This is a genomic window from Luteimicrobium subarcticum, from assembly GCF_002798015.1.
Taxonomy (GTDB): Bacteria; Actinomycetota; Actinomycetes; order Actinomycetales; family Cellulomonadaceae; genus Luteimicrobium; species Luteimicrobium subarcticum.
In genome coordinates this window covers 409,484-430,092 of the sequence record NZ_PGTZ01000007.1, presented here as the reverse complement: position 1 = coordinate 430,092, position 20,609 = coordinate 409,484, and the positions used below count along the sequence as shown (strand labels likewise).

The 20,609-nt window shown below is 73.6% G+C and carries 17 protein-coding genes; 4 read left to right on the top strand and 13 right to left on the bottom strand.

All coding sequences use genetic code 11. The features are described 5' to 3' along the window. Window positions 1-77: 77 nt before the first annotated feature. The 10 genes from galT to CLV34_RS06945 all read right to left on the bottom strand — a co-directional run bounded on the left by galT (window position 78) and on the right by CLV34_RS06945 (window position 14,758). On the bottom strand, window positions 78-1,178 hold the full coding sequence (gene galT / locus CLV34_RS06990) for a galactose-1-phosphate uridylyltransferase (protein ID WP_100349542.1): 1,101 nt from the start codon (window positions 1,176-1,178) through the stop codon (window positions 78-80). Next, complete coding sequence (locus tag CLV34_RS06985) at window positions 1,175-2,185, bottom strand: ABC transporter permease (protein WP_100349541.1); 1,011 nt, start codon at window positions 2,183-2,185, stop codon at window positions 1,175-1,177. Before CLV34_RS06985 ends, galT begins: the two co-directional genes overlap by 4 nt. After that, a complete protein-coding gene (locus CLV34_RS06980) occupies window positions 2,182-3,162 on the bottom strand; it encodes an ABC transporter permease (RefSeq protein ID WP_100349540.1) in 981 nt (326 codons plus the stop codon). The genes CLV34_RS06985 and CLV34_RS06980 overlap by 4 nt, the downstream gene beginning before the upstream one ends. Next, entirely contained in the window at window positions 3,155-4,795 is a 1,641-nt protein-coding gene (locus CLV34_RS06975; RefSeq protein WP_245859071.1) for a sugar ABC transporter ATP-binding protein, read from the bottom strand. Before CLV34_RS06975 ends, CLV34_RS06980 begins: the two co-directional genes overlap by 8 nt. A gap of 127 nt (window positions 4,796-4,922) precedes the next feature. Then, window positions 4,923-6,011 (bottom strand): ABC transporter substrate-binding protein, encoded by a 1,089-nt coding sequence (locus CLV34_RS06970; RefSeq protein WP_211289370.1) that lies wholly within the window; start codon window positions 6,009-6,011, stop codon window positions 4,923-4,925. Window positions 6,012-6,283: 272 nt separating this feature from the next. After that, on the bottom strand, window positions 6,284-7,078 hold the full coding sequence (locus CLV34_RS06965; RefSeq protein ID WP_100349538.1) for a DeoR/GlpR family DNA-binding transcription regulator: 795 nt from the start codon (window positions 7,076-7,078) through the stop codon (window positions 6,284-6,286). Between the two features lie 117 nt (window positions 7,079-7,195). After that, entirely contained in the window at window positions 7,196-9,544 is a 2,349-nt protein-coding gene (locus tag CLV34_RS06960; RefSeq protein WP_100349537.1) for a lysylphosphatidylglycerol synthase transmembrane domain-containing protein, read from the bottom strand. 110 nt (window positions 9,545-9,654) lie between these two features. Continuing rightward, on the bottom strand, window positions 9,655-11,286 hold the full coding sequence (locus CLV34_RS06955; protein WP_100349536.1) for a restriction system modified-DNA reader domain-containing protein: 1,632 nt from the start codon (window positions 11,284-11,286) through the stop codon (window positions 9,655-9,657). Window positions 11,287-11,394: 108 nt separating this feature from the next. Next, entirely contained in the window at window positions 11,395-11,712 is a 318-nt protein-coding gene (locus CLV34_RS06950) for a thiamine-binding protein (protein ID WP_100349535.1), read from the bottom strand. Window positions 11,713-11,752: 40 nt separating this feature from the next. Beyond that, window positions 11,753-14,758: an FAD-binding and (Fe-S)-binding domain-containing protein gene (locus CLV34_RS06945; protein WP_425436196.1), complete on the bottom strand. Its 3,006-nt coding sequence runs from the start codon at window positions 14,756-14,758 to the stop codon at window positions 11,753-11,755. A gap of 123 nt (window positions 14,759-14,881) precedes the next feature. On the opposite strand from CLV34_RS06945, the gene CLV34_RS06940 reads away from it, so the two are divergent. Both CLV34_RS06940 and CLV34_RS06935 read left to right on the top strand, forming a co-directional pair. Then, entirely contained in the window at window positions 14,882-15,454 is a 573-nt protein-coding gene (locus CLV34_RS06940) for a GNAT family N-acetyltransferase (protein ID WP_100349534.1), read from the top strand. A gap of 48 nt (window positions 15,455-15,502) precedes the next feature. After that, window positions 15,503-16,543, top strand: a complete 1,041-nt coding sequence (locus CLV34_RS06935) for an NAD-dependent epimerase/dehydratase family protein (protein WP_100349533.1) — start codon at window positions 15,503-15,505, stop codon at window positions 16,541-16,543. A 49-nt stretch (window positions 16,544-16,592) separates the two neighbouring features. On the opposite strand, the gene CLV34_RS06930 is transcribed toward CLV34_RS06935, so the two are convergent. From CLV34_RS06930 to CLV34_RS16705, 3 genes are all read right to left on the bottom strand, one after another. Beyond that, entirely contained in the window at window positions 16,593-17,033 is a 441-nt protein-coding gene (locus CLV34_RS06930; protein ID WP_100349532.1) for an OsmC family peroxiredoxin, read from the bottom strand. Window positions 17,034-17,417: 384 nt separating this feature from the next. Further along, window positions 17,418-18,119 carry a peptidase inhibitor family I36 protein gene (locus tag CLV34_RS06925; RefSeq protein WP_157803739.1) on the bottom strand — a complete coding sequence of 234 codons (702 nt, stop codon included), beginning with the start codon at window positions 18,117-18,119 and terminating at the stop codon, window positions 17,418-17,420. Window positions 18,120-18,264: 145 nt separating this feature from the next. Beyond that, the gene (locus CLV34_RS16705; RefSeq protein WP_211289369.1) at window positions 18,265-19,059 is read right to left on the bottom strand and encodes a class I SAM-dependent methyltransferase; all 795 of its coding nucleotides are present in this window, start codon (window positions 19,057-19,059) and stop codon (window positions 18,265-18,267) included. An 81-nt stretch (window positions 19,060-19,140) separates the two neighbouring features. On the opposite strand from CLV34_RS16705, the gene CLV34_RS06915 reads away from it, so the two are divergent. Then, window positions 19,141-19,941, top strand: coding sequence for a nucleotidyltransferase domain-containing protein (locus tag CLV34_RS06915; RefSeq protein WP_100349530.1), 801 nt, complete (start codon window positions 19,141-19,143; stop codon window positions 19,939-19,941). A gap of 191 nt (window positions 19,942-20,132) precedes the next feature. Further along, the gene (locus tag CLV34_RS06910; RefSeq protein WP_100349529.1) at window positions 20,133-20,603 is read left to right on the top strand and encodes an ATP-binding protein; all 471 of its coding nucleotides are present in this window, start codon (window positions 20,133-20,135) and stop codon (window positions 20,601-20,603) included. Window positions 20,604-20,609: the final 6 nt, after the last annotated feature.

Sequence of the window (20,609 nt, the reverse complement as noted above, 5' to 3'; positions counted from 1 at the left end):
CCACCCCCTGCGTGGCACCGGGCGTCCGCACCCGGGGCCACGCACCCGCCCGCCGACCCGGCGGACGGGGTGAGACCTCAGGCGGCGGCGCGCAGGCGGCGGGCCGCCTCCTCGGGCACGACGTCGTTCGTGAACGCTCCCATGCCCGACTCGCTGCCCGCGAGGTACTTGAGCTTGTCCGCCGCCCGGCGGACGGTGAACACCTCGAGGTGCAGCGCCATGTCGTCGTCGCCGGCGCGCGTGGGCGTCTGGTGCCACCCGGCGACGTACGCCGACGGGCCGTCGAACAGGCGCTCGAACCGGCCCATCACGTCGAGCGACACGCCCGCGAGGTCCTTCGCCTGGGCGTCCGACAGGTGCGCGAGGTCGCGCACCCGGTGGTTCGGGTACAGGTGGATCTCGAACGGCCAGCGCGCCGCGTGCGGCACGAAGGCCGTCCACTCGGCCGACTCCAGCACGACGCGCGACGCGTCCGCCCGCTCCCGCGCGAGGACGTCGTCGAACAGGTTCCGGCCGGTGCGCTGGTGGTAGCCCTCGGCGCTCGCCATCGCCTGCCGGGTGCGCGGCGTGACGAACGGGTACCCGTAGATCTGCCCGTGCGGGTGCTCGAGCGTCACCCCGATGTCGACGCCGTGGTTCTCGAAGCAGAAGACCTGCTCGACCGACGGGTCGGCCGACAGCGCCTCCGTGCGGTCGCGCCACGCGTCGACCACGAGCTCCGCCTGGCTGCGCGACAGGTCGGCGAACGCGACGTCGTGCTCGGGCGTGAAGCACACGACCTCGCACCGGCCCACCCCGGGCCGCGACCCGTCGAGCACCACCGGCGGCACCGGGCCCGAGGGCGTCGGCCCCGTGGCGAGCCCGGGCTCACGCCCGGACAGCGCCGGGAACCGGTTCTCGAACACGACCACGTCGTAGTCGTCGGCCGGGACCTCGGTGAGCCGCCCCTCACCCGAGGGGCACAGCGGGCAGTCCCCCGCGCTCGGCCGGTGCGTGCGCCCCTGCCGGTGCCCCGCGACGATGACCCACTCCTCGAGGACGGGGTCGAACCGGAGCTCCGAACGCGCCCCGACCTGCTCGAGCGGCCGCTGGTCCGGGGCGGGCCGACGGACGCGCGACGCCCCGTCGTAGTAGTGCAGCTCGCGACCGTCGGCGAGCGTCGTCGTGGTCCGGTTCACGGCAGCCGCCTGACCCGCTGCAGCGTCGTCTGGATGAGGACGACGACGGCGAGGAACAGGCCGTTGGCCAGGTCCGAGGCCGACGACCCGTACTGGGACAGGTGCACGCCGATGAGGTTCTGGATGACGGCGAGCAGCAGCACGCCGGCCGCCGTGCCGAGCACCGACCCGGCCCCGCCGGTGAGCAGCGTGCCGCCGATGATGACGGCCGCGATCGCGGTGAGCTCGTAGCCCACCCCGATGTTCGTGACGCCGGACTGGAGCCGCGAGGCGTTGAGCATCCCGGCGACGCCCGCGATGCCCGCGCTGAGCATGTACACCTGGACCTTGGTCCGTCGTACAGGGAGGCCCATGAGCAGTGCCGCGTTCTCGGAGCCGCCCAGCGCGAACAGCGACTGGCCGAACCGTGTCCGCACCAACAGCAGGCCGCCGAGCACGAACAGGATCACGGCCGTGAGGATCGGACGCCACACGCCGTCACCGAGCCACAGGAACGGCGAGCCCTGCGGGACGAGGAACGTCGTGCTGCCCTCGTTCGTGATGGCCTGCAGCAGACCGCGGGCGAAGAGCATGCCGGCGAGGGTCACGATGAAGGGCGCGAGCCGCGCCTTCGCGACGAGCATGCCGTGCACCCAGCCGAGCACCAGCGCGACCGCGACCGGCAGGGCCATCGCGACGACGATGCCGCCGTGGTTCGCCCCCCAGGCTGCGAGCACGCCGCCGAGCGCGAAGACGGAGCCGACCGAGAGGTCGATGCCGCCCGTGATGATGACGAACGTCATGCCGAGCGCGAGCAGGGCCGTGTACGAGTTGCCGACGAGGATCGACTGGAAGTTGCCGGTCGTCGCGAAGCCGTCGGAGAAGATGCAGGACAGGACCACGACGACGACGAGCGCGGCGAGACCGCCCTGCTGCTGCGCGAGCGCGGTGATCCGCTCGACGCGCGTCTCGCGCGTGCCGTCCGCGTCGACGGCAGCGTCGGGCGTGGGAAGGGTGGTGGTGGTCATCGTCCGCTCCGTCCACGCGCCGCGTACACGGCCACGATGATGATGACCGCCTCGATCATCTGGCTCCACGAGTTCTTGATGTCGTGCTGCACGAGCGTCGCGGTGACGAGCTGCATGAACACCGCGCCCGCGACGGTGCCGAGCACCTTGATCCGCCCGCCGGTGAGCGGCGTGCCGCCCACGACGACCGCGGTGATCGCGTACAGCTCGTAGTTGAGGCCGTAGTTCGACGGGTCGGCGTAGCCGCCGTGCCCGACGAACAGCACGCCCGCGAGCGCCGCCAGCAGGCCCGACACGATGTACACCGTGACGAGGACGCGCTTGACCGGGAGGCCGGCGAGCGTGCTCGCCGCCCGGTTGTCACCGATCGCGGTGAGGCGGCGGCCGAACGCGGTGCGCCGCACGACGAACGCGAGGATCACGACGATCACCACGGCGATCCACACCATCTCCGGGACCCCGAAGAGGTTGTCGAGGCCGAGCCCGGCGATGGTCGAGTCGTCCACGGACTTGGCCGTCGCGCCGTTCATGATGACGGCGAGCCCGCGCAACCCGATCATCAGGGCCAGGGTCGCGATGATCGGCTGGACGTTCGCGACCGCGACCATGAGCCCGGCGAGCAGGCCCGACAGGCAGCCCGCGACGAGCGCCATGAGGACGGCCGTCCACGCCCCGTACCCGAGGTACAGCGGGATCATCGCGGACGACAGGGCCACGACCGCGCCGACCGAGAGGTCGATGCCCTCGGTCGTGATCACGAGCGCCATGCCGAGCGCGATGATCAGCGTCGGCACCACCTGGAACGCCTGCACCCGGAAGTTCGCGGCGGTCAGGAACGACGGCGTGATGATCGCGTTGACGACCAGCAGCGCGACGATCGCGACGTACACGCCGTACTCCTGCAGCCACGCGACGGTGCGGTCGCGTCCTGCCCGGTCGAGGCCGGGGCGTGCCCGGCCGACGGCCACGTCAGTCATCGTTCTCCTCCTGCGCCTGCGGCTCGAGCTCGGGCGCCGTGGGCGCCTCGGCGAGCGTGGTCATGAGTGCGTCCTGGGTGACCTGGTCGCCGGTCAGCTCGCCGACGACGCGGCCGTCCTTGAGGACGACGACGCGGTCCGAGCCCTCGATGAGCTCGTCGAGCTCGGACGAGATGAGCAGGACGCCGAGGCCCTGCTGCGCGAGCTCGTCGATGACGCCCTGCACCTCGGCCTTCGCGCCGACGTCGATGCCGCGGGTCGGCTCGTCGAGCAGGAGCGCCTTGGGGTCGAGGCAGAGGCAGCGTGCCAGCAGTACCTTCTGCTGGTTGCCGCCGGACAGCTCCGACACCTTCTGGTCGGGGCTGGACGCCTTGATGCGCAGCCGCTTCATGAAGTAGTCGACGATCTCGTCCTGCTTGCGCCGGTCGACGAGTCCGGCGCGCGTGATGCGCGGCAGCGCGGCGAGCACGATGTTCTCCCGGACGGACAGGCCGGGGGCGATGCCCTCGGCCTTGCGGTCCTCGGGCAGCATCACGACGCCCGCGCGGATCGATGACGCGACGGTGCGCCGCGTCGCCTTCCCGGCGATCTCGACCTCCCCGCCGTCGAGCGTCAGCGCGCCCATGATCGCCTTCGCGGTCTCGGACCGGCCGGCGCCGAGCAGGCCGCCGAGTCCGACGACCTCGCCCGGTCGGACGTCCACGCTGACGCCGTCGAGCTGGTGGCGACGCTGCAGGTCGCGCGCCGAGATGACCGGCGCGGCGGACTCGTCGACGTCGTGGGGCTCGAGCTCGGTGGTGCCGTGGGCCTTGATGTCGCCGATCTCGCGGCCGAGCATCAGCGAGATGAGCGTGAGCCGCTCGACCGCGGCCATGGAGTCGACCCGCACGACCTCGCCGTCACGCATGACGGTCACCCGGTCGCAGATCCGGTACAGCTCGTCGAGGCGGTGGCTCACGTACACGATCGCGATGCCGCGCGCCTTGAGTCGCGAGATGACCTCGAACAGCGTCTCGACCTCGCGCTGCTCGAGCGACGACGTCGGCTCGTCCATGATGACGACGCGGGCGTCGAGCTGGACGGCCCGGGCGATCGCGACCATCTGCTGGGCGCCCAGACCGAGCGAGCGCAGCGGCCGGGACGGGTTCACGTGCACCCCGTACTCGGCGAGCACCTCGCGGGCCTCACGCTTCATGCGCGCGGAGTCGATCAGCCCGAACCGCTGGGGCTCGCGCCCGAGGAACAGGTTGCGGGCCACGCTCATCATGGGGACGAGGTTGATCTCCTGGTAGATCGTGGAGATCCCGGCCTCCTGGGCCGCGAGGGGGGTCGCGAACGCGACGGGCTCGCCGCGGAAGCGCACCTCGCCGGCGTCCGGCTCGTACACGCCCGTCATGACCTTGATGAGGGTCGACTTGCCGGCGCCGTTCTCGCCGATGAGGGCGTGAACCTCGCCCGGGAGGACCGAGAAGTCGACGCCGCGGAGCGCGTGCACCCCGGCGAACGACTTGTCGAGGCCGCTCACCTCGAGGACCGGGGGCGTCCCGGGGACGAAAGGATCCGAGCCCATGCCGGCCTCCGCGTCGTCGGTGACGGGACCGGCGAGCGCCGGACCGCCTGATACGTGAACCATCGCTTGCTGCCTTCCTCGGCATCGTGCACCGCTTCGTGCACGTCCGTCCCGGCGGCGCGTCGGCGCGCCGCCGGGACGAGTGGTGTTGCGGGTGCCGACGAGTGTCGACCGGTGACGTCGGCAGATGTCAGTAGACGTCGCCGTTGTCGAGCGCCTGCTGCGCGTTGTCCTTCGTGAAGTGGTTGTCGGCGATGATGACGTTCGTCGACGTGCCGCTGCCGTAGAAGTCCTGCAGCGCCTTGAAGGCGAGCGGGCCGAAGCGCGGGTTCGTCTCGACGTCGGAGAACATCACGCCGGACGCCACGTCCTTGACCGCGTCCTCGGTGCCGTCGATGCCGATCACCATGATGTCCTTGCCGGGCGTCTTGCCGGCGGCCTTGATCGCCTGGATGGCGCCGAGGGCCATGGTGTCGTTCTCGGCGTAGATCCCCTTGATGTCCGGGTTGGACTGCAGGATCTGCTCGGTGACCTTCTGGCCGGTCGCCTGGTCGAAGTTCGCGGTCTGCGACGCGACGATCTTGAGGTTCGGCGACGACGCCTTGACCTCGTTGACGAAGCCGTCCGTGCGGGCCTGCGCGACGTTGTTGCCGGACGTGCCCTGGAGGACCGCGATGTTGCCGCCGTCCGGGAGCGCCTGCGCCATGTCCTGCGCCGCGATCTTGGCCTGGCCCTCGAAGTCCGACCCGATGAAGCCGATGAAGTCGGAGCACGCGGTGCCCGTGACCGTGCGGTCGATCGTGAGGATCGGGATCTTCTTGGCCTTGGCCGCCGCGAACGCCGGCGCGAGACCGTCGGAGTTCTCAGGGGCCACGATGAGCACCTTGGCACCCTGGGCGATCATGTCCTGGATGTCGGTGTTCTGCTGCGAGACGTTCGCGTTGGCGTTGCGCTGGATGAGCTTGATGCCCAGCTTCTTCGCCTCGTCGGTGATCGACTGCGTCTCGGTGGCACGGAACGGGTTGCTGGTCGACTCGGACTGCGAGAAGCCGACGGTGACACCGGTCAGGTCGAGCTTGTCGGCACCGTACGCGGTGAAGTCGCACATGTCGCCCGTGCCGCCGGTGCTCTGCACCTGCTGAGCGGCACCGCTGCTGTCTGCCTTCGGAGTGCCCGACGAGTCGTCGGCGCTCTTGGAGCAACCTGCCAGGCTGAGGGCGACGACCGCGCCGGCCACCACGGCGACGGACGCCTTCCGTCGCAGAGGGCTGAGAGCCATCATGTCTCCTTTGATCATCGATGGTGTCCGCGAAGAGCGGGATCGCTACATCGCGACACCGTCATTGAACATTCCAAGATCGGAACTGGTCAAGTTCTGATCGAAAGAAGGTCACCGTCGTGACCGAAACGTGATCGAACAGCCGCGTCGTCGCCCCGGGCGAGCATCACGGGCGCAAACGGTCGAACGCCCCCGCCGACGAGCGGCAGGGGCGTGCGGAGTCGTGCGGTGGTGGTTCCGGGAGAGGTCCCGAGGAGGGCCGACGGGCCGGACTACTCCTCGTCGTCGGCGGCGGGCGCGCCGTCCAGGTGCGCGACGTGCACCTCGATGCCGAGACGACGCAGCTGCTCGAGCTCGTCCTCGTCGGCCTGGTCGTCCGTGATCAGGTGCGCGATCGACTCCGACGGGACGGTCTGCATCATCGTCTCGACGCCGAGCTTCGTGTGGTCCGCGAGGACCACCACCTCCTGGGCCGCCGCCACGATCGCGCGGTCCACGCTCGCGACCTGCGCGTTCGGCGTCGACAGGCCGCGCACCGCCGTCAGCCCGTTCCCGGACAGGAACGCCAGCCGCACCCGGACGCCCTGCAACGACGCCTCCGCGGCGCTGCCCACCAGCGCGAACGTCGACCCGCGCAGCGAACCGCCCGTCACGACCACCTCCACGGACGACCGGGCCAGGTCCTGCGCCACGAGGATCGAGTTCGTGACCACCGTGAGGTCCGAGAAGCCCGCGAGCCGGCGCGCCACCTCGCGCGTCGTCGTCCCGGCGCCGAGGACGATCGCGTCGCCCTCCTCGACGAGACCGACGGCGACGTCCGCGATGGCGGACTTCTCGTCCGCGGCGACCCGCGTCTTCTGCTGGTACGTCTGCTCGTGCGTGAGGCCGCCGGGCCACGCCGCGCCGCCCCGACGCCGGTCGACGATCCCCTCCTGCTCGAGGGCGCGCACGTCACGGCGGACCGTGACCTCGGACGCGTCGACGGCCGCCGCGAGCTCCCGCAGCGACGCGACACCGCGTCGCCGCACCTGCTCGACGATCGCCTGACGTCGTTCGATCGTGTGCACGGGGTCCTCCTGTCGCCGTCGACCGGCCGCCCGACCGGGCGTCCCAGCCTCACCGTAGCGGATCGTGATCGATTATCGATCAACCGAACCGAGATTCGATCACCGACGAGCCGTCGGTCAGACCGATCCGTCGCGTTGAAGACGCCGCAGCACGAAGTAGCCCGCCAGCACCGGGATCCAGCACGTCAGCAGCCGGTAGAAGAACACCGCCGGGACGGCCACCGACGCCGGCACCCCGAATGCCGCCAGCCCACCGATCAGGGCCGCCTCCACCGCTCCGACACCACCGGGCGTCGGAGCGGCCGTCGCGAGCGTCTGCCCCACCATCGTCACGAACGCCGCCGCGACCAGCTCGTTGCCGGCACCGAACGCCAGCAGGCTCGCCCACAGCGCGAGCGACCCCGCGACGATCACACCGCACGACCCGAGCACCGCGAGCAGGAGCCGTGCCGGGTTGCGGGCCAGCTCGCGCAGCTCGCTCACGACCTCGCGCGTGCGCCGCCGCACCTGCGACGCCACCGTGCGGCGCAGCCGCGGGATCGCGAGCACGACGCCCACGAGCGTCAGCACGAGCGCCACCACGAGCAGGACCACCGACGTCCCCGGCACGAGCTCGGACACGTCGAGCGCACGTCCCGCGACGAACGCCAGCAGCACCAGCAGGCCGACGTGCGTCACCACCTGCACGACGCTCTGCAACGCGATGACGCCACCGGCCGCGCCCGCCGTGAGCCGGCCCGTCTGCGTCAGGTAGCGGGCGTTGAGGGCGAGCGACCCCACGCTCGCCGGCGTCGAGGTCCCCACGAACGACGTCGCGACCTGCACCGCGATCGTCCGGCCCGCCGGTAGCGACGCGGTCGTGCACGACCGCAGGGACAGCGCCGCCGCGGGCGGGCCCGCCGCCGCGAGGACGAGCGCGAGGACCCCCCACACCGGGTCCGCCGTGCGGACCGCGTCGATCGTCCGCGGGAGCTGCGCGACCAGGGGCAGCGCCACGTACGTGAGCGCCACCAGCAGGACGAGCTGGACGGCCTGGCGCCGCGAGAACCGCGTCGCCTGGTACGTCTCCAGCGCCTGCACCCGGCACTGGTCCTCGACCTCGCCCCGGATGTCCTCCACGAGCTGCCGGCTGTGTCGGCGGCCCCCGCGCGCCGTGCGCGGCACGACCACCGGGCCGAGCCGCGTCGCACCCCGGACGACCTGCTCGCGCCCGAGCCGCGCGACCGCCGACCGCACCGCCCGCTCCCGTCCCGCCAGCAGCGCGGCCGTGAACAGCCCCTGCGCGATGTCCAGGTCGAGCTGCGTGTCGGGCGCCGCGAGCTGCCCCGACCGGAAGTCCTGCAGCAGCAGCGTGCCGTCAGGCGTCACCGCGAGCGCCGCCGGACGGATGGCACGGTGCGCGATCCGTGCCGCCTGCAGGCGCGCGAGAGCACCCCAGAACTGCCCGAGCAGGTCGTCCGTCCCCTCCGGCTCGGCGCCGACCGGCTCCGGCATGCCGAGGTGCATCCACCCGATCGCCGGCTCGCCCACGAGCAGCGGCCCCGGCGTCGGGACGCCCGCCGCCCCCGCCGCGAGCTGCACGAGCGCCTCGTGCTCGACCGCACGCCGCAGCTGCGGGAACCGCTGCGCGTCCCCCGGGCGGCGCAGCATCACCGTCCGGCGCAGCCTCGAGAACGCGTCGAGGGTGCGGTCGTCGTCCGACAGCACCTCGAGCCGCAGCGCCGTGCCGTCCACCAGGGACACGTGCGCGACGAACGGGCCGTGCTGCGCCGGCTCGACCCGCAGCGCCGTGACGTCCAGCCCGCGCCGTTCGAGGTCGTGCAGCACGTGGATCGCCGGGAGCCTGCTCGACGGCGACCCCGCCACGAGCAGCACCACCGTCCCCACGAGGTTGCCCAGCGTGATCGCGAGGAACAACGACGCCAGCTGCGTCCCGCCCGCGATGAGCAGCACCGGAGCACACAGGGCCAGCAGCGTCACGCACGCGAGCCGCGGCCCGCGCCCCAGCCACGGGCGCGCGACCGCGACCGCCCCCGCGAACGCCGCCAACGACCGCGGGTCCAGGACGAGGTGCAGGGTCGTGCCCCGCAGCACCGGGTCGGCGATCAGCACCCCTGCCACCACCAGCGCCTGCGCCACGACGGCTGACACGAGCGCCGCGACGAGCGCACCCAGAGCGCCCGCGATCCGCCGCCGCACCGCGAGCCCGACCAGCACCCACAGCACCACCACGACGACGACGCCCGCGAACGCGCCCCGCACCACGTCGAGCACCGCGTCCGGCATGCGCGCCAGGATCTGCGCGAGATCGTGCAGCGAGAGGTCCCACGTGGACCGGCCGACGATCCGGACCACCACGGCCGCCACGACGAACAGGAGCGCGACACCGACGCGGGTCTGGTCGTGCGTCCGGAAGCGGCGCGGCCGGTCGAGCGGGCCGGTGATGACGCCGTCACCGTCCGTCACGCGCAACGACCGACGGCGGTGCACCGCGTCGACGGGTGCTCCGGTCGGCGCGGTGTGATCGCTCGCGGGCGGCTCCGGGTCCTGCGCGGTGATGTCGTTCCCTCCCGGCGTCAGGCGAACTGCTCGCGGAAGACCTCGGTCAGGGACGGGCCGTTGTCACCGACCCGCCACACGTCCCAACCGTCCTCGCGGTCGTGCCCGATCGCCGCGCTCGCCGCCGCGTCCGGGTTGCGGAACAGCCCGACGCCCGGGAGCTCGATCTGCCCCGTCGGCAGGAGCTGCGCGCGGAACGACTGCCCGCGGCGGGGTCGCGCCCACACCAGGGTGGTCGAGCGGCCGAGGTGCGCGGCGAGCATGGAGAGGTCGGGATCCTCGTCGCCGTCGACCGGGAGGTCGACCGGCGGGGGGCCCGGGAGGTCCACCGGCGGCAGGGGGGGAAGGTCGATCGGCGGCAGCGACGACCCGTGCAGGTCGGGCGTGCGGTCCGCGAGAGGGTCCGGCAGCGTCGCCTCGCCGCGCCCGCGGAACGTCGACGCGTCCAGCCCGGACGTCGCATGGTCGTCGGGCTCGGGTCGGGCGAACACGTTCGAGACGACGTCGGCGTCCCGGCGACGCGCGGCGCGCGAACGCATCGGCAGAGGCGTCGAGGTCTGTGCGTCCGTGCGCGGGACGAACGTCGGGGAGGGCGCCGCCGACGTCGAGCGCGCAGCCGCGCCCGTGGCGGGCGTGCCGGCCTCGCTCGGCGGGGACGCCGGCGCGGAGCCGGCCGCCGCGACCGGCGTGACCGTGCCCGTCTCCGCTGCGGCCGAGGCACGCGGCGCCGGGGTCGTCGGCGCTGGAGTCGTCGACGTCGACCGAGAGGCCCGGGTGCGGGCGGCCCGCGACGCCGGGCGCTCGCTCGTCGTGGGCACCGGCCCTGACGGCACGGGGGTGCCGGCGACGCCGCTCGCTGCGGCGACGGTCGCGGCCGGTGATCCCGCACGAGCCGGCGCTGCCGCCGTGGCCGGCGTGGGTGCAGGCGTCGGTGTCGGCGCAGCGCGGGGTGGCGGGACCGCACGCGTGGGCGCCGTCGCCGCGGGGCTCTCGATCGTGGGCGACGCGGTCGGCGCACGGTACGCGGCGCGCGTCGGCGCGGCGTCCGACGTCGCGCCGTTCGTCCGTCCGCGGCGCGCACCCGCGCTGTACAGGGGCTCGACCTCGACGAGCCGGCGCCCGTCCGGGCCCGTGACGACACCGAGACGCAGGACCGACACGGCCGTGCTGGTCAGACGCAGGAACTCGAGGGCGTCCGCGACCGCCGGGTCGACCTGCGCGCACAGCAGCAGCAGCCGGGATCCCTCGCGCTGACCGCGGGTGCGGGCGATGGGCGTCCCGTCCTGGAACGCCGCGAACGCCCGCTCGAACTCGCGGGCGCCGTCCGGGAAGCGGTCGGCGACGTCGGCACGGCTCAGACGGGCCGCGCGCCCGGCGTGGGCCAGGGCGAGGGCGAGGGCTCCGGCATCCAGGCGCGACACCATCTCGATGACGACGGGCTGGCCCGACGCGTCGAGCGCGAGCAGGTGCGGGGCGTCCTCGGGGCGTGTGCCGGGCTCGCGGGACGCGACCGTGAAGAGCTGCTCGCCGAGGAGACGCGACACGTGGTCGTCGACGACCGGGCCCGCCTGCTCGACGAACCCGGCGTCGGCCGGGGCGAGGGGTTGCACGAGGGTGGAACGACGCGCGTCGACCTCGAACAACGGCATGGCTCAGGCTCCTGGACGTGTCGGAAGGAACTCGTGTGGCGACAGCCTAGCCCGTCGCGCACCGGCGACCACCGGCCGCGGGGTGCGTGCGCCGAGCGTCCCGCGTGGTCAGGCGTCGTCGGTGTGCGCGAGGGCCGCCTCGACCCGTTCGACCTTGCCCGTGATCTCGCCCGTGCGGCCCGGCCGGATGTCCGCCTTGAGGACGAGCGACACGCGGGAGGCGCCGACGCCGGCCGCCTCGGTCGCACGACGCACGACGTCCATCACCTCGTCCCACTCCCCCTCGATCTCGGTGAACATCGAGGACGTGCGGTTCGGCAGGCCCGACTGGCGGACCACCCGGACGGCGGCGGCGACCGCGTCGGACACCGAGCCGTCGGGAGCGACGGACGAACCGGACGGGGCGACGGAGAAGGCGACGATCATGCGGCCATCCTGTCACCCCGCGCGCGGCCCGCCGCCACCGTCAGAACGTGTCCGGGAGCCTCGCCGCGAGCAGCTGGGCGAGCGCGACGCCGTCGACCCCCTGGAGGTCGGCCGCCTGGGTACGGCACGAGAACCCGTCGGCGAGGTACACGTCGCCGACGTCCATCCCCCGCAAGGCGGGCAGGAGCGCCCGCTCGGCGACCTGGACGGACGTGTCGTAGTGGCCCTTCTCCATGCCCCAGTTCCCGGCGAGGCCGCAGCACCCGGCGAGCGTCGTGAGCTGCGCGCCGGCGTCCCGCAGGAGCGCCTCGTCGGGCTGGTAGCCCATGACGGAGTGGTGGTGGCAGTGCGGCTGGACGACGGCGGTGACGTCGGACAGGTCGGGCACGGTCCAGACGTCCGGGTCGGGCTTCGTGGCGTCGTCGGTGAGCAGCTCGGCGAGCGTCTTGGTGGCGCCCTGGACGGCACGGGCGCGCGGGTCGTCGGGAAACAGGTCGACGAGGTCGGACCGCAGCACGGCGGTGCACGACGGCTCGAGCCCGACGATCGGGATGCCGTTGACGGCGAACGGACCGAGCACGCCGAGCAGCTTCTCGAGGCGCTTGCGCGCGCCGTCGAGCTGGCCGGTCGTGATCCAGGTGAGGCCGCAGCAGGCGTCCTGCTCGGGGACGATCACGTCGAACCCGGCGGCGTCGAGGACCTTCAGGGCGGCGCGCGGGACGTCGGGCGCGAGGCCGTCGCTGAACGAGTCGGCCCACAGGACGACCTTGGGCCGGGCGTCGCGGGCGGCGTCGGGGCGCCCGTGCCGACGACCCGTGCCGACGCCGGGGACGCCGGACGACGCGCCGCCGCGCCGGTACCAGGTGCGGAACGGCGTCTCGGCGAACTCCATCATCTTGCGGCGCGGGTCCATGCCGCCGGACCACAGGACCACCTGGGCGACGCGACGGTTCCCGAGGACCTTGTTGGCGAACCGGGGCGCCGCGTTGACGAGGTGCAGCCAGCGCGGCAGCCATCCCAGCACGTAGTGCGTCACGGGGCGCACCCGGTTCTTGTACCCGCGGTGCAGCACCTCCGACTTGTACTGCGCCATGTCGACGCCTGCCGGGCAGTCGGACGAGCACGCCTTGCACGACAGGCACAGGTCGAGCGCGTCGCGCACCTCGGGGGCGCGCCACCCGCCGGTCACGAGCGACCCGTTGACCATCTCCTGCAGGACGCGGGCGCGGCCGCGCGTGACGTCCTTCTCGTCCTGCGTGGCGAGGTACGACGGGCACATGAACCCGCCGGACGCCGTGGAGTCAGCCCGGCACTTGCCGACGCCGACGCACCGGTGCACGGCCTTCGTGAAGTCGCCGTCGTCGTGCGCGAACGAGAAGCCGATCTGCTGCCGGAACGCCGGGGGCTTCGCGAGGACGGCCTGCGCGCGGGAGCGGCGCAGGTCGGCGTCGAGCGGGTTGGGGCGCACCAGGACGCCGGGGTTGAGCAGGTCCTGCGGGTCGAACAGGCCCTTGACGTCCTCGAACGCGGAGATCGCCCCGGCCGAGTACATGGCGGGCAGCAGCTCGGAGCGGGCGCGCCCGTCACCGTGCTCGCCCGACAGCGAGCCGCCGTACTTGCCGACGAGCCGTGCGGCGTCGGTCATGAAGGTCCGCAGCACCGAGCCGGACGTCTCGAGCGGGATGTCGAGCCGCAGGTGCACGCAGCCGTCGCCGAAGTGTCCGTACGGCAGGCCGTCGACGCCGTACGACGCCATGAGGGTCTCGAGCTCGCGCAGGTACGCGCCGAGCTGCGCGGGCGGCACGGCGGAGTCCTCCCAGCCCGGCCACGCCTGCTTGCCGTCGGGGGTGCGGCCCGCGAGGCCGGCGCCGTCGGCGCGGATCTGCCACATGGCCGACGCCTCGGACCCCGCCGGGATGATGCGCGTCGCCGACGTGCCGGACGCCGCCACGATCTCGCGGGCGCGGGCCATCGCGGCGTCGGCCGACGCTCCCCCGACCTCCACCATGAGCCAGCCGCCGCCCGCAGGCAGCGCGGGCACGTTCGAGGCGCCCTTCGCGCGCCGCACGACGTCGACGAGCCGGGCGTCGAGGCCCTCGATCGCGAGCGGCTGGTGGGCGAGCAGGGCAGGCACGGCATCGGCGGCGAGCGCCATGTCGTCGTACCCGAGGACGACGAGCGTGGGTGCCCCGGCGACGGGGACGAGGTTCACGGTGGCCTCGAGGAGCGTCACGAGCGTGCCCTCGGTGCCGACGAGCATCTTCGCGAGGTCGGACCCGTTCTCGGGCAGCAGGTGCTCCAGCGAGTACCCGGAGACCTGGCGCCCGAAGCGTCCGAGCTCGGTGCGGATCATGCCGAGCTCGCGCCGGACGAGGTCCGCGAGCCCCGGGACGTCCGCGAACGACGTGTCCCCCGCGCCGGCGAGGAACCGGCGGCCCGCGCCGTCGACGACGTCGAGCGAGACGACGTTGTCGGCCGTGCGCCCGTACGCGACCGCGTGCGGACCGCACGCGTTGTTGCCGATCATGCCGCCGAGGGTGGCGCGTTTCTGCGTCGACGGGTCGGGCCCGAACCTCAGCCGGTGCGGCGCCGCCTGCTTCTGGAGCGTCGACATGACGACGCCGGGCTGCACGCGCGCGGTGCGCGCCTCGGGGTCGAGGTCGAGCACCTGGTTGAGGTGCCGCGAGAAGTCGAGCACGACGCCCGGGCCGACGGAGTTGCCCGCGCACGACGTCCCCGCGCCGCGCGACGTCACCGGCACCCCGCGGTCCCGCGCGACCTCCAGGACGGCGAGCACGTCGTCGACCGTCCGCGGCATGACCACGACGTCCGGGACGACCCGGTAGTTCGACGCGTCCGTCGAGTACTCGGCGCGTCGCAGCCGCGTCACGTCCACGTCACCGGGCAGCGAGCCCGCGGTGAGCGCACGACGCAGCGCGGCCGCGAGCGCGGCACGCTCCTTGTCGGACGGGAGGGAGCGCGCGGCGCTCGACGAGCGGCTCGTGAGGTCGTCGGGGGCCGGCTTCGGGTGCAGGTCGAGGCTCACGCGACGATTCTCACACCCGGCCGCGCACGTCCGCGCGAGCGTCCGGCACGTGACGCGCCGGCAACGGGCACGTGGCGCGCGTGGCGCACACCCCGGCACGGTGCGCGTCGGTAGCGTGGTCGCGTGCCCGACGCGACCGCCCTGCCGTCCGACGTCCCGAGCGTGTTCCTGCTGCCCACGGCCGACCAGCGCGCGGCCGGCGGCACGCACGGGAGCGCGGTGCGCGGGGCACTGCGTGCCATGACGCACGACGACTGGACGCTCGAGCAGGACCTGTCCCGCGACGCCGCCGTGCAGCGCTGGACGTTCTACCCCGCCGACCTGTCCGCGGACGACGCCCGAACCCGCGCCGCCCTCGCCGTCGACCGCCGCCGCACGGGCGCGTCGGCGCGGTTCGTCGTGCTCGACGACGACGGTCCGGCCGGCACCGCGGGGATCGCGATCCCGCGCGGCGTCCCCGAGGTGTTCTACGCGCTTCTCCCCCGCGCCCGCGGGCGCGGGCTCGCGTCCCGGGCGGCGCGCACCCTGTCGTCCTGGGCGCTACGAGCCGGGTACCCGGAGGTGCACCTCTTCACGCTCGAGGGGAACACCGCCAGCGAGGCCGTGGCGGAGCGCGCCGGGTTCACGCGCGGCGAGACCGCCACGGTCGTCCGCGACGGGATCAAGGAGACGACGACCTGCTGGGTGCGTCGCTGACGGACCCGTCCGGTCGACACGGGCACGGGCACGGGGTACCAAAGAGGGGTGCGAGTTGCCATCACCGGTGCCAGCGGGAACAGCGGGACGGCTCTCCTGCGCGCCCTCGTCCACGAGCCCACCGTCACGTCGCTCGTCGGCGTCGCGAGCCGCGTGCCCCGGAACGACGGGTCGAGCACGGTCGCGTACCCGCACGACCGCGCGCAGTGGGTGCGGTGCGACATCGGGTCGCCCGACGCGTCCGAGACGCTGCGCGAGGCGTTCAACCACGCGGACGTCGTCGTGCACCTCGCGTGGGCCCGGACGCCGCACCGCGACGCCGACCGGCTCGACGCGGTCAACGTGCACGGCACGTCCCGCGTCCTCGAGGCGGCCGCGGCGGTCGGGGTCCAGCACGTCGTCGTGGCGTCGTCCGCGGGGGTCTACGCCCCCGCTCCGGACGCCGTGCCGCGGGACGAGGAGTGGGCGCGCACCGGTGTCCCCGGGGCGCTGCACAGCATCCAGAAGGTCCACGTCGAACGGCTGCTCGACGCGTTCGAGCGCACGCACCCCGACATCACGGTGACGCGGGTGCGGCCCGCGCTCGTCCTCCAGGAGGACGCCGCGAGCGAGCTCGCGCGCGAGTTCCTCGGCCCGCTCGTGCCGCCCAAGGTGCTGCACCGCGACCACCCGCCGCGCCTGTTCTGGCCGGCGGGGCTGCGCGTCCAGGCCGTGCACGCCGACGACCTCGCCGCGGCCTACCGCGCGATCGTCGCGGGCCGCCACCCGGGCGCGTTCAACGTCGCCGGACGCGAGGTCCTCGGGCCGGACGACGTCGCGGCGGCGGTCGACGCCCCCGGCGTGAAGATCGTGTCGCCGGCCTGGGCGCGGCGGCTGCTCGTCGCCGGGTGGCGGACGCACGCCACGCACCTGTCGCCCGACTGGCTGGACCTCGCCCTCGCGCTGCCCGTGCTCGACGTGCGCCGGGCCACGACCACCCTGCGCTGGGAGCCGCGGCACCCCACCGCCGACGTGCTCGGCCAGGTGTCGCGCGGGATCGGCCGCGGCGCCGGGTTCCCGAGCCCGCCGCTGGTGCCGCGCAAGATCTGACGACCCTGCGCGGCACCGCGCGAGCTCCGGCGCGTGCTCGGGGGCGGGATCAGCCCTCGAGACGGGCCGAGAGAGTGATCTCCGTGCCCGCGAGCGCCTTCGACACCGGGCACGTGGCCTTGGCCGCCTCGGCCGTCTTCACGAACGCGGCCTCGTCGAGGCCGTCGACCTCGCCCACGACCGTGATCGCGATCCCGGGGATCTTGAACCCGCCGTCGGGGTCCGGGCCGAGGCTGACCTCGGCCGTCACCTCGAGCGACTGGGGCGTGCCGCCGGCCTCCGCGATGAGCGCGGAGAGCTGCATGGCGAAGCACGACGAGTGCGCCGCCGCGATGAGCTCCTCAGGACTGGTGACGCCGCCCGCGTCGTCGGCCGAACGGGCGGGGAAGGACACGTCGAACGTCGCGAGCTTCGAGCTGCTCAGCTCGACCTGCCCGGCGCCGTCCTGGAGCCCGCCGTTCCAGGCGGTGCGTGCGGTGCGAGTAGGCATAGGGGTCTCCTGTCACGATCGGTCAGGGCCCCGCTCGATCCCCCCTGCGCGGGGACCTCGTCCACGCTAGCCCGCCGACGCGGCCCACGCGCACCCTTCTCGCGGCGGACGACCGCCCTTTGATCGACGGACGTCCGGCGCAGGGTCCCCACGGGCGCAGGCGACGCTCTCGTACCTCCGGCACAAGCTCGTGTCGGGCGAGTGGCCCGTGAGCACGCGCATCCCCACCGAGGATGTCCCCGGGCTGTCCACGTTCCGGACCCGTGAGCCGCGTCACGCCCACGCACGACGGGCGCCGCCCCGCACGGCGTGTGTCGTGCGGGACGGCGCCCGGTCGGTGCGCTCAGCGTGCTCGTCCTGTGCAGCGCGCTCGGCGTGGATGTCTCAGGTGCGGGGTCGGAACACGATCGACGACGTCTCGTCGTTCATCGTGTTGCCGACGTAGGGCGTGTCCGACTGGATGGTGAGGCTGGTGCCCTTGTAGTTGTCGTCCTTGTAGAGCGTGGTCGCGCACCCGTAGTACCCGGCGAGCGACGTGATCTTGTCGTTCATGTTGACCTTGCGCATGCTCGGGAACCCGTAGGTGGTCACGCCGTAGCACCCGGAGCCGTTCGACCCGTAGAGGATCTGCACGTAGCCCTTGTAGTTCTTGTCCTGCCACAGGGCGCCGAGCAGCGGACCGTCCTCCGACGAGGCCGCGACCGCCAGCGACGACGTCGCGAGCCCTGACGCCACCCCACGCGAGGCCGTGACGGCCGCCTGGCGCTGCGCCAGGCGTGCCGCGTACCGCTGGTTGTGCTTGTTCACGAGGCCGTCGAGCGCCGCGTGACCGCCCGCGTCGACGGCGTCCTCGATGGTTCCCGCATCGGCCTCGTCGCCGAGCGCTGCCGCCCACGCCTCCTCCGGCGTGTCGAAGCAGGTGCTGGCGCCCGAGGTCGACACGAGGCAGCTCTGCCCGTCCGAGCCTCCGGTCGCCGCGGTCGCGGCACCCGCTCCCGCGGCGCCCGCGGCGACCAGCGCCACCACGAGCATGCCCGCGCTGAGCGCGATGCGCCCCGCTGTCCGTCCGTTCCGTCGTCCCCCCACCAGTGCCTCCCTGCACTCGTCCGAACACGGTGATCCGGCGCCCGACAGCCGGCAAAATGTCCGGCCGGCACCGGTGACGCCACCCTAACGTGGCCCCGCCGGAGGAGCAGGTCGGCGGCGCACGCATGTGGACGACCACATCGGGTCAGCGTTCGAGCACGACCTGCCACGCGAACCCGACCCGCCGGTACGGCTCCCGGTCGCACAGGTCGAGCTCGAGCGCCCGCAGCGCGTCGAAGTACGCCGGGTCGGACTTCGCGGCGTCGTCGGTGAGCAGGTCGTTCGCGACCCGGATCCCGTGGCGCGCCACCTCCCGCAGCCCGTGCGCCCCGGCCGCGGCCACCACGTCGTCCGCGTCGACCTTCCGCGCGTCCGTCCCGAACGTCGCGACGGCGGCCCGCTCCGCGCGCAGCTCGGCGGCCGCGGCGTCCGGACCGCCGGTCACCAGCGCCCGCAGCACGCGGCCGGCGGGGTTGACGTCGACGACGGACAGGCGGCCGCCGGGCCGCACCCGGGCGGCGAGCGCAGCGACGTCGTCGGCGCCGGCCGGGCGGTAGCGCAGGACGAAGTGGCACAGCACCAGGTCCCACTCGCCGTGCGGCAGGTCGTCGAGGCCGCCTTCGACGGTGGTGAGACGCGTGCCGGCGGCTGCGGCGCGGCCGTGCGCCTCGTCGAGCCACACCGCGGACGGGTCCACGACCGTCACGTCGTGTCCCGCGAGCGCCAGCGGCAGGGCGTCCCTGCCGTCGCCGCCGCCCACGTCGAGCACGCGCAGCACGTCCCCGCGCGCACCCCGCACCGCCGCGCACTGCCGGCGCAACGTCTCCCCGACCACGTCGTACCGGATCCGTGCCCACGGCGTCGCCGTGTACTCCCGCCACGCCGCGAGCCGGTCGCTGAACAGGTCGTCGGGAGCGGGATGGGTGCGCGGTCCGGTCATGCGTCGATCCTGGCATCGCTGGGTGCGGGGTCCATGGAATCCGCTGGCCACGAGCCGCCCGCGTCGGCCACGATCGCCCGCATGCCTGCTTCCCTCCTGCCCGTGTCCGTGGGCGACCGCGACGTCGCCCTGTCGAACGAGATCCTGCGCACGGTGTGCGGGTCGGGCGTGCACGGCATGGCCATCGCGGGCACCGACGACCACGACGAGATGGGCGTGTACGTCGAGACGGAGGAGCAGGTCGTCGGCCTCGCACCGTCGTCGCACCACTACGTGTCGCGCACCCAGCCCGAGGGGGTCCGCTCAGGCCCGGGCGACACGGATCTCACGATCTTCTCGCTGCGCAAGTACCTGCGGCTCGCGTGCGCGGGCAACCCGACCGTCCTCACCGTCCTGTTCGCGCCGCAGGACGCGGTGCTCGTCGAGACGGCGACGGGCACGTCCCTGCGCGCGCTCGCCCCGTCGATCCTGTCGCTCAACGCCGGCCGACGGTTCCTCGGCTACCTCGACGGCCAGCGGGACCGCCTGCTCGGCATCAGCCGGCAGGGCCGGGTGCCGAACCGCCCCGAGCTCGTCGCGGCGCACGGCTACGACACCAAGTACGCGTCGCACGCACTGCGGCTCGGCCTGCAGGGCCTCGAGGTCGTCACGACCGGGCGGCTCACGCTGCCGATCGACGGCGACGCGTTGCGCACCTGCATGGAGGTGAAGCGTGGCGAGGTGCCGTTCGACGAGGCGTTGCGCCGCGTCGACGACGTCCGCGTGCGGCTGGCTGCGGCGCTCGACGACGGCGGTTCGCCCCTTCCCGACGCGCCGGACATGGCGGTCGTGAACGCCTGGCTGGTCGCCACGCACCGCGCCCACTGGGACGCGGTGCACTGAGACACGGTCCTCCGGCGTGCGGTGGGGCCGCAGCCGCACCGCGCGCCGGAGGCGACCCTAAGACGAGACCGTGGCGTCTCGCCCGCCAGGAGGGCTTCACCCTGTCGTGTCGACCCTCTCGCGGCGTGCACCGCTGGGGGGTGCCACCGTGAGGGATATCCACATCCGGACGACACGACAGGGGACGCTGAGTGAGCGACGTCGACGCAGTGCTCGAGATCCCGGACGACGACGACGGCGTCCCGGAGCGCCGCCCGCCGGCCGGGTTCGAGCCCGTCCGGACGTGGGAGCTCGCGTCGATCGAGCAGCTGTCCGCGCTGCGCGGCGAGCTCACCGCCGTGCTGGCCCAGGCAGGGCACGACGCCGGACCGAACCTCGACGACACCGCGAGCCGGCTCGTCCTCATCGCGTCCGAGCTGGCGACCAACGCTCTCGAGCACGCGCTGCCGCCCACCGTGGTGCTGCTGTCCCGCGACGACCCGGCTTTCCTGCTCGAGGTGACGGACCAGGCCCTCCGGAACATCCCGGTCTTCGCCGGCGGACGAGACCTCGGCGAGGGCGGCATCGGCATGCACCTCACGCGACGGCTGTCCGACACGGTCGGCTGGTACCGCGGCGAGACGACGAAGACGGTGTGGGCGACGTTCCCCCGCACCGCTTGAGACGCC